16 protein-coding genes and 2 tRNA genes are annotated in these 12,912 nt (G+C 65.0%); 6 read left to right on the top strand and 12 right to left on the bottom strand.

Annotated elements, in window-relative coordinates:
- Positions 1 to 3: 3 nt before the first annotated feature.
- From rsxA to sbcB, 3 genes are all read right to left on the bottom strand, one after another.
- Complete coding sequence (rsxA, locus tag JN531_RS01585) at positions 4 to 579, bottom strand: electron transport complex subunit RsxA (RefSeq protein ID WP_228347105.1); 576 nt, start codon at positions 577 to 579, stop codon at positions 4 to 6.
- 8 nt (positions 580 to 587) lie between these two features.
- On the bottom strand, positions 588 to 2,657 hold the full coding sequence (gene metG, locus JN531_RS01580) for a methionine--tRNA ligase (protein WP_228347104.1): 2,070 nt from the start codon (positions 2,655 to 2,657) through the stop codon (positions 588 to 590).
- A 72-nt stretch (positions 2,658 to 2,729) separates the two neighbouring features.
- Positions 2,730 to 4,190: an exodeoxyribonuclease I gene (gene sbcB / locus JN531_RS01575; protein ID WP_228347103.1), complete on the bottom strand. Its 1,461-nt coding sequence runs from the start codon at positions 4,188 to 4,190 to the stop codon at positions 2,730 to 2,732.
- 149 nt (positions 4,191 to 4,339) lie between these two features.
- Between sbcB and apbC the strand changes: the two genes are divergently transcribed.
- The 3 genes from apbC to JN531_RS01560 all read left to right on the top strand — a co-directional run bounded on the left by apbC (position 4,340) and on the right by JN531_RS01560 (position 6,474).
- Positions 4,340 to 5,413 carry an iron-sulfur cluster carrier protein ApbC gene (gene apbC, locus JN531_RS01570; RefSeq protein WP_228347102.1) on the top strand — a complete coding sequence of 358 codons (1,074 nt, stop codon included), beginning with the start codon at positions 4,340 to 4,342 and terminating at the stop codon, positions 5,411 to 5,413.
- A 77-nt stretch (positions 5,414 to 5,490) separates the two neighbouring features.
- On the top strand, positions 5,491 to 6,054 hold the full coding sequence (gene dcd / locus JN531_RS01565; RefSeq protein WP_228347101.1) for a dCTP deaminase: 564 nt from the start codon (positions 5,491 to 5,493) through the stop codon (positions 6,052 to 6,054).
- A 24-nt stretch (positions 6,055 to 6,078) separates the two neighbouring features.
- Positions 6,079 to 6,474 (top strand): hotdog fold thioesterase, encoded by a 396-nt coding sequence (locus JN531_RS01560; protein WP_228347100.1) that lies wholly within the window; start codon positions 6,079 to 6,081, stop codon positions 6,472 to 6,474.
- A gap of 9 nt (positions 6,475 to 6,483) precedes the next feature.
- Here JN531_RS01560 and JN531_RS01555 read toward each other — a convergent pair whose 3' ends face one another.
- A complete protein-coding gene (locus tag JN531_RS01555; RefSeq protein ID WP_228347099.1) occupies positions 6,484 to 7,914 on the bottom strand; it encodes a metallophosphoesterase in 1,431 nt (476 codons plus the stop codon).
- A gap of 129 nt (positions 7,915 to 8,043) precedes the next feature.
- On the opposite strand from JN531_RS01555, the gene JN531_RS01550 reads away from it, so the two are divergent.
- Positions 8,044 to 8,119: transfer RNA gene (locus tag JN531_RS01550), tRNA-His, on the top strand.
- A gap of 27 nt (positions 8,120 to 8,146) precedes the next feature.
- Positions 8,147 to 8,222, top strand: a tRNA-Lys gene (locus tag JN531_RS01545).
- 71 nt (positions 8,223 to 8,293) lie between these two features.
- Here the strand turns inward: JN531_RS01545 and JN531_RS01540 are convergent.
- The 6 genes from JN531_RS01540 to JN531_RS01520 are packed head-to-tail and all read right to left on the bottom strand — an operon-like array spanning position 8,294 to position 11,277.
- A complete protein-coding gene (locus JN531_RS01540; protein WP_239795330.1) occupies positions 8,294 to 9,271 on the bottom strand; it encodes a tyrosine-type recombinase/integrase in 978 nt (325 codons plus the stop codon).
- Between the two features lie 3 nt (positions 9,272 to 9,274).
- A complete protein-coding gene (locus JN531_RS01535) occupies positions 9,275 to 9,508 on the bottom strand; it encodes a DUF4224 domain-containing protein (protein WP_228347097.1) in 234 nt (77 codons plus the stop codon).
- Positions 9,508 to 9,639, bottom strand: a complete 132-nt coding sequence (locus JN531_RS17305) for a hypothetical protein (RefSeq protein ID WP_275591472.1) — start codon at positions 9,637 to 9,639, stop codon at positions 9,508 to 9,510. The genes JN531_RS01535 and JN531_RS17305 overlap by 1 nt, the downstream gene beginning before the upstream one ends.
- Complete coding sequence (locus tag JN531_RS01530; RefSeq protein WP_228347096.1) at positions 9,636 to 10,466, bottom strand: hypothetical protein; 831 nt, start codon at positions 10,464 to 10,466, stop codon at positions 9,636 to 9,638. The genes JN531_RS17305 and JN531_RS01530 overlap by 4 nt, the downstream gene beginning before the upstream one ends.
- A complete protein-coding gene (locus tag JN531_RS01525; RefSeq protein ID WP_228347095.1) occupies positions 10,463 to 10,696 on the bottom strand; it encodes a hypothetical protein in 234 nt (77 codons plus the stop codon). The genes JN531_RS01530 and JN531_RS01525 overlap by 4 nt, the downstream gene beginning before the upstream one ends.
- Positions 10,693 to 11,277 carry a hypothetical protein gene (locus JN531_RS01520; RefSeq protein ID WP_228347094.1) on the bottom strand — a complete coding sequence of 195 codons (585 nt, stop codon included), beginning with the start codon at positions 11,275 to 11,277 and terminating at the stop codon, positions 10,693 to 10,695. The genes JN531_RS01525 and JN531_RS01520 overlap by 4 nt, the downstream gene beginning before the upstream one ends.
- A gap of 316 nt (positions 11,278 to 11,593) precedes the next feature.
- Here JN531_RS01520 and JN531_RS01515 point away from each other — a divergent pair, with 316 nt between their 5' ends.
- Positions 11,594 to 12,307, top strand: a complete 714-nt coding sequence (locus JN531_RS01515) for a hypothetical protein (protein WP_228347093.1) — start codon at positions 11,594 to 11,596, stop codon at positions 12,305 to 12,307.
- 5 nt (positions 12,308 to 12,312) lie between these two features.
- Here JN531_RS01515 and JN531_RS01510 read toward each other — a convergent pair whose 3' ends face one another.
- Positions 12,313 to 12,687 (bottom strand): DUF4406 domain-containing protein, encoded by a 375-nt coding sequence (locus JN531_RS01510; protein WP_228347092.1) that lies wholly within the window; start codon positions 12,685 to 12,687, stop codon positions 12,313 to 12,315.
- Positions 12,687 to 12,878, bottom strand: a complete 192-nt coding sequence (locus JN531_RS01505; RefSeq protein WP_228347091.1) for a hypothetical protein — start codon at positions 12,876 to 12,878, stop codon at positions 12,687 to 12,689. Before JN531_RS01505 ends, JN531_RS01510 begins: the two co-directional genes overlap by 1 nt.
- Positions 12,879 to 12,912: the final 34 nt, after the last annotated feature.

Here is a 12,912-nt window from a genome sequence, read left to right as displayed (position 1 = left end):
TGGCTAGGCGAGGCCGGCAAAGCCGAGGAATGCCAGGCTCATGATGCCCGCGGTGACCAGCGCCGATGGCGCGCCCTTGAACGCCGCGGGCACATCGGCCACAGTCAATCGCTCGCGGATGCCGGCGAACAGCAGCAGCACCAGCGAAAAGCCTGCTCCGGCACCCAGCCCCATCAGTGCCGATTCCATGAAGCTCTGCGCCTGGCGAACGTTGAGCAGGGCGACGCCGAGCACGATGCAGTTGGTGGTAATCAAGGGCAGGTAAATGCCCAGCACCTGATACAGCAGTGGGCTGGTCTTCTGCACGACCATTTCGACGAACTGCACCACGCTGGCGATTACCACGATAAAGCTCACCGTGCGCAGGTAGGTCAGCTCGAGTGGCACCAGAACCCAGGCGTCGACCAGATACGTAGCAACCGCCGTCAGCGTCAGCACGAAGGTGGTGGCCAGCGCCAGGCCGGTCGAAGTCTCCACCTTCTTCGATGTGCCCATGAACGGGCACAAGCCGAGGAACTGCACCAACACGAAGTTGTGCACCAATACGGCACCGACAAGGATCAGGAGGTAGTCCGTCATAGAGCGGACTACTTTATGCGCATGCCGGGGCGGGCGCCTTCATCCGGCCAGAGTAGACAGGGGCCGCCCTGATCGTCGCTGGCAGCCAGCACCATGCCCTCGGACAGGCCGAATTTCATCTTGCGGGGGGCCAGATTGGCGACGCAGACCGTCAACTTGCCCACCAGCGTCTCGGGGGCATAGGCCTTCTTGATGCCGGCGAACACCTGCCGGGTGCCCTGCGGGCCCAGATCGAGCTGCAGTCGCAGCAGTTTGTCGGCGCCCTCCACCTGATCGGCCTCGACGATGCGGGCAATGCGCAGATCCACCTTGCTGAAATCGTCAATGCTGATGACCGCATCATCCGCCTGCGCCACCTTGGCCTTTGCGGTCGCGACCGGCGCCGCTGCCGCCGCTGCCGGATGGGCGGCAGCTTCGGCGGCCAGCATGGCTTCGACACGGGGCGTCTCGATACGGGTCATGAGCGGGGCATAGGGTTGGATGGTGTGGCCGAGCAGCGGGGTGGCGGCATCGGCCCAGGTCAGCGGTGGCACCGCGAGGAAGCGTTCGGCCTCGGCGGCAATGCGCGGGAGAATGGGCTTGAGGTACACCGTGAGCTGGCGGAAGACATTGAGGAAGGTGGTGCACACCGCCTGCAGTTCGGCGTCACGGCCCTCCTGCTTCGCCATCTTCCACGGCGCCTGTTGCTGAATCTCGCCGTTGGCACGATCGGCCAAGGCCATGATCTCGCGGATGGCTGCAGCCAGTTCGCCTTGTTCGAATGCAGCCTGCAACCGTGGCGCCGCGGCGGCCACGGTGGCGATCAGCGCCGGGTCGCTCGCGGTGTCGCCCAGCCGGCCGTCAAAACGCTTCTCGATGAAGCCGGCACAGCGGCTGGCGATGTTCACGTACTTGCCGACCAGGTCACTGTTGACCCGTGCAGCGAAGTCCTCGAGGTTGAGGTCCAGGTCCTCCGGGCCGCTGCCCAGCTTGGCGGCAAAGTAGTAGCGCAGCGCTTCCGGGTCGAGGTGGTCGAGGTAGGTGCGAGCGCGGATGAAGGTGCCGCGACTCTTGCTCATCTTCTGGCCGTTGATGGTCAGATAGCCGTTGACATGCAGCCGGGTGGGCGTGCGGAAGCCGGCGCCCTGGAGCATGGCCGGCCAGAACAGGCCGTGGAAATTGACGATGTCCTTGCCGATGAAGTGGTGCAGTTCGGGAATCGGGAATCGGGAATCGGGAATCGTCGGAGACCAATAGACATCGAATAACGATTCCCCATTCTCCATTCCCGATTCCCGTTTCGCCGCCCAGGCGGCGAAGCTCGCCATGTAGCCGATCGGCGCGTCCAGCCAGACATAGAAGAACTTGCCCGGCGCGTCCGGGATCGGGAAGCCAAAGTAGGGCGCATCGCGCGAGATGTCCCAGTCCTTGAGTCCGGCCTCGAACCACTCGCGCAGCTTGGCGCGGATGCTGCTGTGGGCGACGTCGCCGGCCAGCCAGTCCTGCAGGAAGGGTTGGAAGTCGCCGAGTTTGAAGAAGTAATGTTCCGAATCACGCAGCTCCGGCGTGGCGCCACTGACCGCCGAGCGCGGGTTCTTGAGATCGGTGGGGGCATAGGCGGCACCACAGACTTCGCAGTTGTCGCCGTATTGATCGGCGGCACCACACTTCGGGCATTCCCCCTTGATGTAGCGGTCTGGCAGGAACATCTGCCGCTCGGGGTCGAACAGCTGCCGCACGTTGCGGCGGGCGATATGCCCTCCCGCATTGAGGCGGGTGTAGATCTCGCGCGACAGCCGCTCGTTTTCCGGGCTGTGGGTCGAGTGATAGTGATCGAAAGCGATGCCCACATCGGCGAAGTCGCGCATGTGGGCCTGGCGCACATCCTCGATGTAGGCCTCGGGCGTGGTGCCGGCTTTCTCGGCGGCCAGCATGATCGGCGTTCCGTGGGCATCGTCGGCACAGACGTAGACCACCTCGTGGCCCAGCAGTCGCTGGAAGCGCACCCAGATGTCAGCCTGGACGTATCCCACCAGATGACCGAGGTGGATCGCCCCGTTGGCGTAGGGCAGGGCGTTGGTGACAAGGATCCGGCGCATGGAAGTCCTGGGAGCGGCGAGCCCGCGATTATGCCATCGTCATGCTTTCAGTCCCCTGCGAGAGCGCAGCAGTTACGCAGCGCTTTGGTCCCTGATCCAGTCGAGCAGGCCACTGTCGCGGGGCCATTGCTGCAGCTCCAGCCACTGCCGCAGGCGGACCGGATCGGTCTCCTGGCGGATGCGAGCGTCCACCAGCGCGCGGTAGGCCGGCAGGGTCAGCGTGGCGAGGCCGGTGTCGATCGTCAGCTTGCGCTGCAGGAATTCCTGCCAGGCGGCGCGCTCGCCCTCCTCCAGTTGGTCCGGCGCATGCCGCGCGCGCCAGCGGAACAGCAGTTCGTTCAGTCGCGGGTCGTCGAAGCGGCCATCGAAGGCTGCCGCACCGGCGGGACCAGCCTCGCGGACGCGCTCGCATCGCGCCCGGTCGCTATCCGGAATGAAGCCGCCGTAGAGCGAGACCTCGGGGTCATCGGTAGCGCGGTCGTCCTGCGCATAGATGGCCTGCACCTTTTCCACCAGCGCCGGACCCGCCTGCATCAACACGGCATGATGCTCGGCGATTTCGGCGAGATCGAGCTGCCAGCGTTCGGCCTGTGCCGGCCGCAGCGTGGCCAGTGGCGCCAACATCGGCGACTTGTTCAGGTGGATGCCCTTCAGCGCCAGCCGCTCGATGCCTTCCGGCAGGTCCTCGCGCGGTGTGAATAGCCGGTCCTGAAGCTCGTCGACATCGAGCATCAGCAGATCGGTCGGGTCCTGCCGCAGGTCGAAGCTCAACACGCAGTTGCGATTGGTCGGATGCGGGGCCAGGGCCACCACCGCCGTCAGGCACCCGAGCGCCGCGGGAATGCGGGACGACACATGCAGAACCGGGGCCTGGGTGCTGCCCGCCAACAGGGTGGCAGCGGCCCGTTTGTCGCGCAGACCGAGTGCGTGCTCGAACAGTCGCGGCTGGGCCTGTTTGAGCTTCTGCGCCAGCACCAGGGTGGCGCGCACATCGGACAGTGCGTCGTGAGCCTGTTCATGTGCCAGCCCGTTGGCCGCCGTCAGGTGCTCCAACTTGAAGCTGGTGGCGCCGTGCTCGCCGGTCGGCCATTCCAACCCGTCGGGCCGAAGGGCGTGCCACAGGCGCACCACGTCGATCAGGTCCCAGCGGCTGTTGCCGCCGGACCACTCGCGAATGTAGGGATCGTGGAAGTTTCGGTAGAAAAGATGACGGGTCACCTCGTCGTCGAACCGAATCGAGTTGTAGCCGACGCCACAGGTGCCAGGCCGGCTGAACGCGTCGAAGATGCGCTGCGCGAAGACCGGCTCATCCAGTCCCTCGCGCTCTGCGATCTGCGGTGTGATGCCGGTGATCGCCACCGCATCCGGATGCGGCAGCACATCCATGACCGGGCGGCAGTAGAACATCATCGGCTCGCCGACCGGTTGCAGATCGGCGTCGGTATAGAGCCCGGCGAACTGGGCCGGACGATCCCGTGCCGGGTCGGCGCCAAAGGTTTCGTAGTCGTGCCAGAGAAAGCGCTTGAGCGTCATGCGGAAGGGCGTGGCAAACCAAGGGGGAGCATACGCGATGCCGGCGACCGGCTTGGAACCCTCCCCGCAACCTGATGTCACGGCCGCCAATGCGCCAAAATGGTCTTGCTCGGCCCGCAATCCGCCGACCCATCGACCCCCGGAGCCGCATGTCCACGCCCACCGAACTGCTCGCCGTACTCGAGGACTACATTCACCCGCTGATCGGCCGGGGGCTGTCGTCGGCTGGAGTGGTGACGGAGGCCGTGATCGCCGACGGCAGCGCCCGGGTGGTGCTGACCCTGGGGTTTCCAGTGGCGGGTATCGCGGCGGCGCTGACGGCCGACCTGCAGGCGCTGTTGCGAGCGGCCCTGGGCGTTGAAGCCGAGATCGAGGTGCGTCAGCAGATCGTCAGTGCCGCCATCGGCGCCAACCTGCAGCCGCTACCGGGGATCCGCAACATTCTGGCGGTCGCCAGCGGCAAGGGTGGGGTGGGCAAGTCCACGGTGGCGGTCAACCTGGCGCTGGCACTGCAGGCCGAGGGGGCGCGGGTGGGGATGCTCGACGCCGACATCTATGGCCCCAGTCAGCCACGCATGCTGGGCGCGCAGCGTCGCCCCGAATCGCCCGACGGCAAGATCATGTACCCGGTCATGGCCCATGGCCTGCAGAGCATGAGCATCGGGTACCTGGTGGACGATGAGCAGCCGATGATCTGGCGCGGACCGATGGTGTCGCAGGCGCTGCAGCAACTGCTCAACGAAACCCGCTGGGAGGATCTCGACTACCTGGTGGTGGACCTGCCGCCAGGGACCGGCGACGTACAACTGACCCTGTCACAGCGGATCCCGGTGTCCGGAGCGCTGATCGTCACCACCCCGCAGGACATCGCGCTGCTCGATGCCCGCAAGGCCCTGCGGATGTTCCAGAAGGTGAACGTGCCGGTGCTGGGGGTGGTGGAAAACATGAGCACCCACATCTGCAGCCAGTGTGGGCATGAGGAGGCCATCTTCGGTCACGGTGGCGGTGCGCGGATGGCATCGGAGTACGGGCTCACGCTGCTGGGGGACCTGCCACTCGACATCCGTATCCGCGAGCAGGCCGACAGTGGTTGCCCGACCGTGGCGGCCGATCCGGGGGGCGCGCTGGCCGGGCGCTACCGCGAGATTGCACGCCGCGCCGCGGCCGGGTTGGCTGCAGCCACGCCCATCGCCTTCCCCAGTATCGAGATCAGCGACGACTGACCGTCGGATGCACGCCGTCGCCGGAGCATTGATAATCGGCGCCTTTCGGCCCCGCTTCGCCTTTACGGAACCTCTCCATGAGCATCAAATCCGACCGCTGGATCACCCGCATGGCCCGCGAGGGAATGATCGAGCCCTTTGAGGCCCGACAGGTGCGCGAGGTGGAGGGGCGACGGGTGATCAGCTACGGCGTCTCAAGCTACGGGTACGACGTCCGCTGCGCCCCGGACTTCAAGATCTTCACCAACATCAACAGCACCATCGTCGACCCGAAGAACTTCGATGCACGCGGTTTTGTCGACTTCCAAGGCGACTGCTGCATCATCCCGCCGAATTCCTTTGCCCTGGCCAGCACGGTGGAATACTTCCGCATCCCGCGTTCGACGCTGGTGGTCTGCCTCGGCAAGAGCACCTATGCCCGCTGCGGCATCATCGTCAACGTGACCCCGCTGGAGCCGGAATGGGAGGGGCATGTCACCCTGGAGTTCTCCAACACCACCCCGCTGCCGGCGAAGATCTACGCCAACGAAGGCGTGGCGCAGATGCTGTTCTTCGAGAGCGATGAGATCTGCGAAACCAGCTACGGCGACCGCGGCGGCAAGTATCAGGGCCAGCGCGGCGTCACCCTGCCGCGCACCTGATCATTCCCGGCCCGGAGCCTGCCCATGTATCCCCTGCCTGACGACAAGACCCTGCTGGGCGCCCTTGGTATCACCATCACCGAATGCACCAAGACACGCGTGGTGGCCACCATGCCGGTCCATGCGGCGACCCATCAGCCCTACGGCCTGCTCCACGGTGGTGCCTCGGTGGCGCTGGCCGAAACCGTGGCCTCCACCGCCGCCTGGATGAACATCGACCAGGCCACCGAGATGGCGGTGGGCCTGGAGATCAACGCCAACCACCTGCGCGGCAAGCGCGACGGTGTGGTGACGGCCACCGCCTCGCCGGTGCATGTCGGACGCCGCACCCAGGTGTGGCAGGTCGACATCGTCGACGAAGCCGGCAAGGCAGTCTGCAGTTCGCGCTGCACCATCGCCGTGGTACCCCAGCAGGGCTGAGCCGGCGGCTCAACAGTTCGCCAGCAGCAGCCGGTTGCGGAACAGAGTGCGGCGCGCGAGGCGGTCATAGTCCGGGTGCAGGGCGGCCACGTCGCGGACCGGCTGTACCGCCATTCCCGCCGATTCGCGGCCACGGCGTTCCAGGGTGAACGTGTCGACCACACGGGTTTCGCCGGTGAGGCTGTCAACCCCATGGGTGAGTGCGTCGATGCGACCACGGCTGACCACGTACTCGACGAACAGGGGTTCCGCCAGCGCCTTCGCCGACCAGCCCTGGATACGCGGCTCGAAGCCGCGAATGCCGACGCCACCACAACCGCTGGTGATCTGCACATAGCCCAGCGGGTTGCGCAGGCCGAACCCCATCGGATGGCTGCGCTGGTAGATGTGATCGTGGCCGACCGCCAGCAGATCGACCCCGTAGCGGACGAAGATGTTTTCCTGCAGCGCCACCAGCGTCAGGTTGGCCGGCCCGCGGCCCTCCTGGTCTGTCCAGATGGTGAAATGCTGGCTGACCACGATGAAATCGATCTCACCCGCCGCGCGGCGCAGGGCGGCGCGCGCCAGTTGGGTCTCCAGGAACAGGATTTCGGTGACCAGCGTGCCGTCGGTGGCAAAGGCGCCGCCGGTGGAGACGATGAACTGCACCCGCCCCAGCTGGAATGTGTAGAAGGTACCGTCCGGGCTGACGGTGCTGGTGGGCATCGCCATGCGGTTGCGATAGGCGACCCCATTGTTACCTTCGTTCTCGTGGTTGCCGGCAGCCGTCATCAGGATGGTTTCGGCGCCCAGTTCGGCCTCGACCAGGTCGAACCACGCGTCCCAGACCTCCTGCGGCCCCAGGCTGGAGGAACCGGACGCATAGGACAGATCGCCCGCCAGCAGGGCGAAATCGGGCTGCGCGGCACGAATGGCACGCGCGACGTTACGGGAATCCTGCGTCCGACCGTGGTCCCCGAAGTGCACGAAGCGGAAGTCGTCCCCGGTGGGCGTGGGGCGGATGACCCGGACCGGTGACCAGCCGGCGTCAGAGCCCACCCGATACCGCAAAGGCAGGTCGGCAGGCAGGTCGCGGGCGGTCGCCTGATGGGTCAGGGCCTCGACGAAGGGCGTCTCGGAGGTGTCGGCGACGACTTCATCGGCGAAGGGCAGACGCTGGGCATCCGCCTCGCTCATGTCGGGCATCATGGGCCCGTACTGCAGGCGCTGGGCCGGTGCTGCCGGGTCGTCGGTAAACCACGTCACCGTGCGGCTGGTGAGCGGATCCTCGCGCCATGAAAGGTGGACCCCCCGTGGCGTCGTCGGGCTGCGCGGTGCGCCCCCGGCGGCGTCGGGCAGGTTCAGGGGGGTGGTACTGTCGCCGCAGCCGGTCAACAGCAGGCTGGCGGCCGAGAGTCCGCCCTGGAGCAGGCGGCGACGCAGAAGATCTTCAGGGTTCATTGCAGGATGGCGAGCGCAAAACCGAAAAGGCTACGCAGGGCCCATGACAGCGACGTGTCAGGGCGACGGGCCACTGTCTGCCGGGGTGTTGATGGCGCTGAACTTTTGCTACACTCCGCGCCCTTGATGGTGGCCGTAGCTCAGTTGGTAGAGTCCCAGATTGTGATTCTGGTTGTCGCGGGTTCGAGCCCCGTCGGTCACCCCAATTTTGTTGCATTCGAAGTGAATTTGCGGGCTGCTAGCTCAATTGGTAGAGCAGCTGACTCTTAATCAGTAGGTTCCCAGTTCGAGTCTGGGGCAGCCCACCATAGAATCAACGAGTTACGAGCCTCCTTCGGGAGGCTTCTTAATTGGCGGCTGACTTTTTCTCAATATTCGGTCAGTTCGTCGGAGCCACCCGCTCCGGTTTCCGCATGTAGATCCGCCGCAATGTCCGCGGGTCCATGTGTCCCAACAGCCGCCCATCCTTCGCGTCCGATCCGGCTTTCGCCCGGATGTCGTGGAACGTGAATCTCTCGCCGATCACCTCGGCCTGGTGGCATCCCCTGATGTGCTTCTGCCAGATGCTTTGGAACCCGCTTTCGGTGTAGGGCTGGCCGTCGGCTTTGCAGACGACGTACATGCTGGCTGTGCCGTCCCGCGGCAGCTCGCCGGCACGCTCGATCAGCCACCGCAGCGCCGGTGTCCAGCCGATCACCAGCGCCTTGCCGGTCTTGCCTTGGCGGACCGATAGGCCTTCGGCTGTTACGGCGTTGCGGTGCAGGCGCAGCAAATCCCCTTCCCGCTGGCCGGTGATGTAGGCCAGGCCCATCATCACCTGAATGGCGGCAGGCGCCCCATCCAGCACCGCGATGAATTCTTCATGCTCGATGTACCGGGTTCGGGGGCGCTCTCGGTTGCGCTCGACGCCCTTGCACGGGTTGGTGTTCACCAGCCCCCACCGCATTGCCTTGGTGTAGGCGTGCGACAGCAGGGCGATCTCGCGGTTGGCTGCCACCGGTGCACCGCGACCATCGAGGTAGGTGGCGACGTCGATCGGCTTGATGCTGGCCAGCGTGCAGGCGCCGAACACGCCCTTGAGCGTGGCGGCCTGTTTCTCCTGGTCCTTGCGGGTCTTGGGAGCCTTGCTCGGCAGGATCTCGCGGACGTACCGGTCCAGCAGCTCACCGACTGTGCCCTGTCGTGGTCTGGCGTCCATCAGATCGGCATAGGCGCGCAGGGCGCCAGCGCGATCATCCTCCCGCGCCAGCTTTACCGCCTTGGCCCCCTTTGGCACGTAGAACCACCACCCCCGCGTCAGATACACGCGGGCGGGCATGTCGAGGTTGTGCTTGCGGCGGCGTCCCATGGGGGGCATACGTTACCCCGCCTTCTTGAGGACTGCCCAGTTCGGGCCGGCGCCGGGGGCGGGCAGGTCCTGCGGGGGCAGATTGCCGAGCATGGCCTGTGTCAGGGCATCATCGGTGATGCGCGGCCTGCCGTCGGCGCGAATGACCGGGCGTAGTCCGAGGCGCCGCAGCACTTCGAGCTGCTTGCCGGCCACCTGGTAGCCGGTCAGTTCCGTCAGTTCGGCGTCGGACAGGATTCGGGCCATCAGCCCCCCTTTACCAGCCAGGCATGCGCCATCACCTTGGCGGCCCGCACGATGTCCCGGCCCAGCACGCCGAGGCCGTAGGCCAGAACACCGGCGCCGGCGATGATGGCGAGGGGGAGGAGGTCGGTCATGTCTCGTCTCCAATGGCGCGGGCGAGTTGAGTTGCGATCTTCCCTTTGTCGTATCCGCCGATTCCACGCAGGTCGCGCACAACAGACCGCACCGCCTCCACGTCCACGGCGGGCGCAGGCGGCCACAGACCAATTGCCTCGGCCTCGGCGCGTGGCATGTCGCCGAATGCTGTCGGAACAGCCGAGGTGTCAAAAAAGCGATCCACCGCCGTCCCCCTTTCCACGTCCACGGCGGGCGCTGGCGGCTGCGGGGCGGCGATTGCGGCTTGAAGCTCTGAGCGCAGCGATGCCACATGATCGTGCTGCGGGAGTGCAGAAAGAGCCCAGATGCAACCGTTCAACTGCTCTCCTGTCAGCGTTACCCCCCTCGGCACCGCGACCGGCCCGGGCTTGGCAATCGGAGAGTCGGCCTTTCCTTTCGTTGCCACGGCTGGCACGCCATTCGTTGGCACGTCAGCCGGACGCCAGATATGCCCGCAGCCGTGGCACAGGTGCGACCTGTGAGGCGGGTTGTCCCAATCGCACGAGTCGTCTGCACCGTCGATATGCTGCAACCCGCACTTCGGGCAGTGCAGCACCATGTCGATGGCCGGAGCAGGCTTGTTGGCAGGTGGGTTGTCGTCAGTGATGATTCGACCGCACGTTTCGTGAGCCTCTCGGAACGTCACCTCGCTCGGGTCAACGCCTCGCTCGCATTGGGCGCAGTACCAGCCTTGCCCCGCAGGCTTGGCGAGTTCAGCCTCCAGAGCAAACATGGCGGCGACCTTGCGATCATCATTGCTCGAAGCCAAAGCATCAAGCGCCTGCTGCATAACTTCGCGGCTCATGACTGCCCCCTCCACTGCAACGCATCCGCCTTTCCGATGAACACCAGCCATGCAGCTCGGCAGCGATAGAAAAAGCCGCACCCGGGGCGGAGGGGGCGGGCCGGAACCCACTTGGTCCCGTAGGGCGTCATGACTTGCGCATTAACATTGTGATCTCGGATGACTCGCATCAGTTCGTCGATCTGGTAGAGCTTCGGCCCCATCATCGCTTCGTTGATTGATCTGCTCATGACTGCCTCCGGAACTTGGCGAGTGCGGCGTTAATTTGCTCCTCCATTTCGTCGTCGGCAGGGCTGTCATCGTCTGGGCGGGTTTCTCGATACCAGCGCAGGCCGTTTTGTGCAGACTCCAGCGCCTCCACCAGCTCCCGCACGTCAGGCGGCGGGACGGGGGCGGTGTAGAGATTGCGCGGCGTCAGTTCTTCGACTGCATACTCGCCGATGCCATTTTCGTCAGGCACTTGCGTTACGCCGAATTTCTCTGTCCAAACCTGCGCGCCGACAGTCAGTTCAATCGTGTCGCCGATGCTCGGTTTGATGTACGCCAGCATCCCCGCATCCGATGGCGACTCGTGGAAGTCCTCGCCAAAATCCGCGCTATAGGCTTTCGCCGCCGGCGCCTGCTGTCGCAACTCAGATTCCAGCGAGGCGCGCGCCGCTTCCCATGCTGCTTCGGCGAGCCGCTGCTTGTCTTTCGGCATGCCGGCAACTGCCCATTGGCGCCAAAACTCGGCCTTGTGTGGAGACTCCCGCAACCGCTGCAGCTCGGCCTCGGCTGATTCGGCGCGGGCCTGCCAGTCGTCATGTGCCATTTGTTTGCTCCTGTGGGTTGTCTCGCTCAGTGAGACGCCGCCGGGGTAGGCTGCGGCTATGCGTTGGACTCAGACATGGGCGTGCGGGGCCTGCGGGCACAAGGGCACGCGGGTTGTGCGCTACCCGAAATACGGTGGCGGCCGGATCGCTGGCACGCCGCTGACGGAGCTGGCGAAACGTGCGCGGTGCAGCCAATGCAGGGTCCGGGGCCAGTGCTCGATCGATGAGCGGCCGCCGGATCGGATTCCGTGGCAGCGGGCGTTTCAGCGGGAGTGCGACAATGTCCGAGATGAGCCGGCCTGAGGAGCCCATTGCATGCGTGAGAAGATCCTGAATTGGTTGAACTGTGGCACTGCTGCCTCGCTTGGGCTGTTTGTTGGTTTCGTGCTCGCTATCCCTTTTATTCCAATGATTCAGGGGATACCGATTGAGCCAGAGTGGTTGCAGGCTTGGGCGTCGGTTATCGCCTTGGTAGTGGTCGTCGGAATCGCTTTTCATGAGAGCCGACAGCGCGAGCGACAGCGGCGGGAATCCGTTGAAGAAAGGCGGCGTGATCGAGAGGAGGCTGATGCGCGGCGGGACATTGATCTCCAACGTCGCCGGGCAGTCACTCGTGCTGAATTGGTTCACACAAGTTGCCGGCTCCTGGTTGACTGCAGTCGTTTTTCGGATATGGCGATACGGTTGGCCGTTAGCCAACCCGCGGGCCGACTTCGGCTGATCTGCAAAGTGAGTACGCTGAAGCTTGTTGCAAGCCTTCGCATCGACGTGAGCGTTCTTGAAGAGGTGCAGGTGAAGGCGTACGCAACGATGACAGCAAGCGCAAGTGCGTATCTTTCGATCGTTGAGTCCTTCGTGATTGCTGCAGAAACCAAGCAAAACCACAATGTGGCTTATGTCACTCCCAGTGTTCCTGAGGCATGGGTTGCCATATCGCGCTGCCTTGATTCTGCCAAGGACATCGTGAGGAGTTTCGGCCTTGATCCAGAAGACACCCTTCAGTTGGCCTTTATCGGTGAGTCGGATTAGGTCGCTCACGTCTGCGGCACCTCGTCTGCTGCGCTGCCGAACGCCATCCGATCCGGGTCATACGCCGGCTCTGCGCCGGGCGCGAATGTCATGACCACCCCCAGCCGGTACGCGACGATGAACTCCAATGTCGCACCTCGGCTCTTGGTCCAGCCGGGCAGGAAGTGGATGCAGTCGCATGTCAGCATCTGGGTCAGGGCCTGCCGCAGATACGCTTCCCACGACGCTTTCTCGGGATTCTCGGCAGGGTTCTCGATGTGCATGCCGAGCGATCGCAGCCGCGCAGCCTCTGCATTGAACGCGGGATAGTTGTAGTCGGGCAGGCCGGTCATGGGGCCGGCGAGGTATGTGCGGGGGCCGAGTTTGGTTTCGTCGGCCATCAGAACAGCTCCACCTGTTGCGGCGGCCTCGGCATCGCAGCAGCTCGGCGCCGGGCATTGCCGGCCCACTCCAGCAGCGTGAACGCAAAGCCGCGATGGCCCATCGCCAGGCGTTTGCGGGATTCGGCGAGGGCGACCCGTGCTGAGTGGATTGCTGATTCGCGCGATTGCGACGGCACGACGATGCTCACCGGCGCCGCCCCTTCTTCTGCGGCATGACGTGCT

Origin of the sequence: Flagellatimonas centrodinii (assembly GCF_016918765.2) — a bacterium.
GTDB lineage: Bacteria > Pseudomonadota > Gammaproteobacteria > Nevskiales > Nevskiaceae > Polycyclovorans > Polycyclovorans centrodinii.
Note: the sequence above shows the minus strand (reverse complement) of the source record. Positions and strands in the feature narration are given on the sequence as shown.

Coding starts and splice junctions, on each gene's coding strand:
- JN531_RS01555 (WP_228347099.1), bottom strand. CDS start 7,914: ATGAACCCTGAAGATCTTCTGCGTCGCCGCCTGCTCCAGGGCGGACTC.
- JN531_RS01535 (WP_228347097.1), bottom strand. CDS start 9,508: ATGGCCCGAATCCTGTCCGACGCCGAACTGACGGAACTGACCGGCTAC.
- JN531_RS01510 (WP_228347092.1), bottom strand. CDS start 12,687: ATGGCCGACGAAACCAAACTCGGCCCCCGCACATACCTCGCCGGCCCC.
- JN531_RS01530 (WP_228347096.1), bottom strand. CDS start 10,466: ATGAGCCGCGAAGTTATGCAGCAGGCGCTTGATGCTTTGGCTTCGAGC.
- JN531_RS17305 (WP_275591472.1), bottom strand. CDS start 9,639: ATGACCGACCTCCTCCCCCTCGCCATCATCGCCGGCGCCGGTGTTCTG.
- JN531_RS01525 (WP_228347095.1), bottom strand. CDS start 10,696: ATGAGCAGATCAATCAACGAAGCGATGATGGGGCCGAAGCTCTACCAG.
- metG (WP_228347104.1), bottom strand. CDS start 2,657: ATGCGCCGGATCCTTGTCACCAACGCCCTGCCCTACGCCAACGGGGCG.
- JN531_RS01540 (WP_239795330.1), bottom strand. CDS start 9,271: ATGCCCCCCATGGGACGCCGCCGCAAGCACAACCTCGACATGCCCGCC.
- sbcB (WP_228347103.1), bottom strand. CDS start 4,190: ATGACGCTCAAGCGCTTTCTCTGGCACGACTACGAAACCTTTGGCGCC.
- JN531_RS01560 (WP_228347100.1), top strand. CDS start 6,079: ATGTATCCCCTGCCTGACGACAAGACCCTGCTGGGCGCCCTTGGTATC.
- apbC (WP_228347102.1), top strand. CDS start 4,340: ATGTCCACGCCCACCGAACTGCTCGCCGTACTCGAGGACTACATTCAC.
- JN531_RS01515 (WP_228347093.1), top strand. CDS start 11,594: ATGCGTGAGAAGATCCTGAATTGGTTGAACTGTGGCACTGCTGCCTCG.
- JN531_RS01520 (WP_228347094.1), bottom strand. CDS start 11,277: ATGGCACATGACGACTGGCAGGCCCGCGCCGAATCAGCCGAGGCCGAG.
- rsxA (WP_228347105.1), bottom strand. CDS start 579: ATGACGGACTACCTCCTGATCCTTGTCGGTGCCGTATTGGTGCACAAC.
- dcd (WP_228347101.1), top strand. CDS start 5,491: ATGAGCATCAAATCCGACCGCTGGATCACCCGCATGGCCCGCGAGGGA.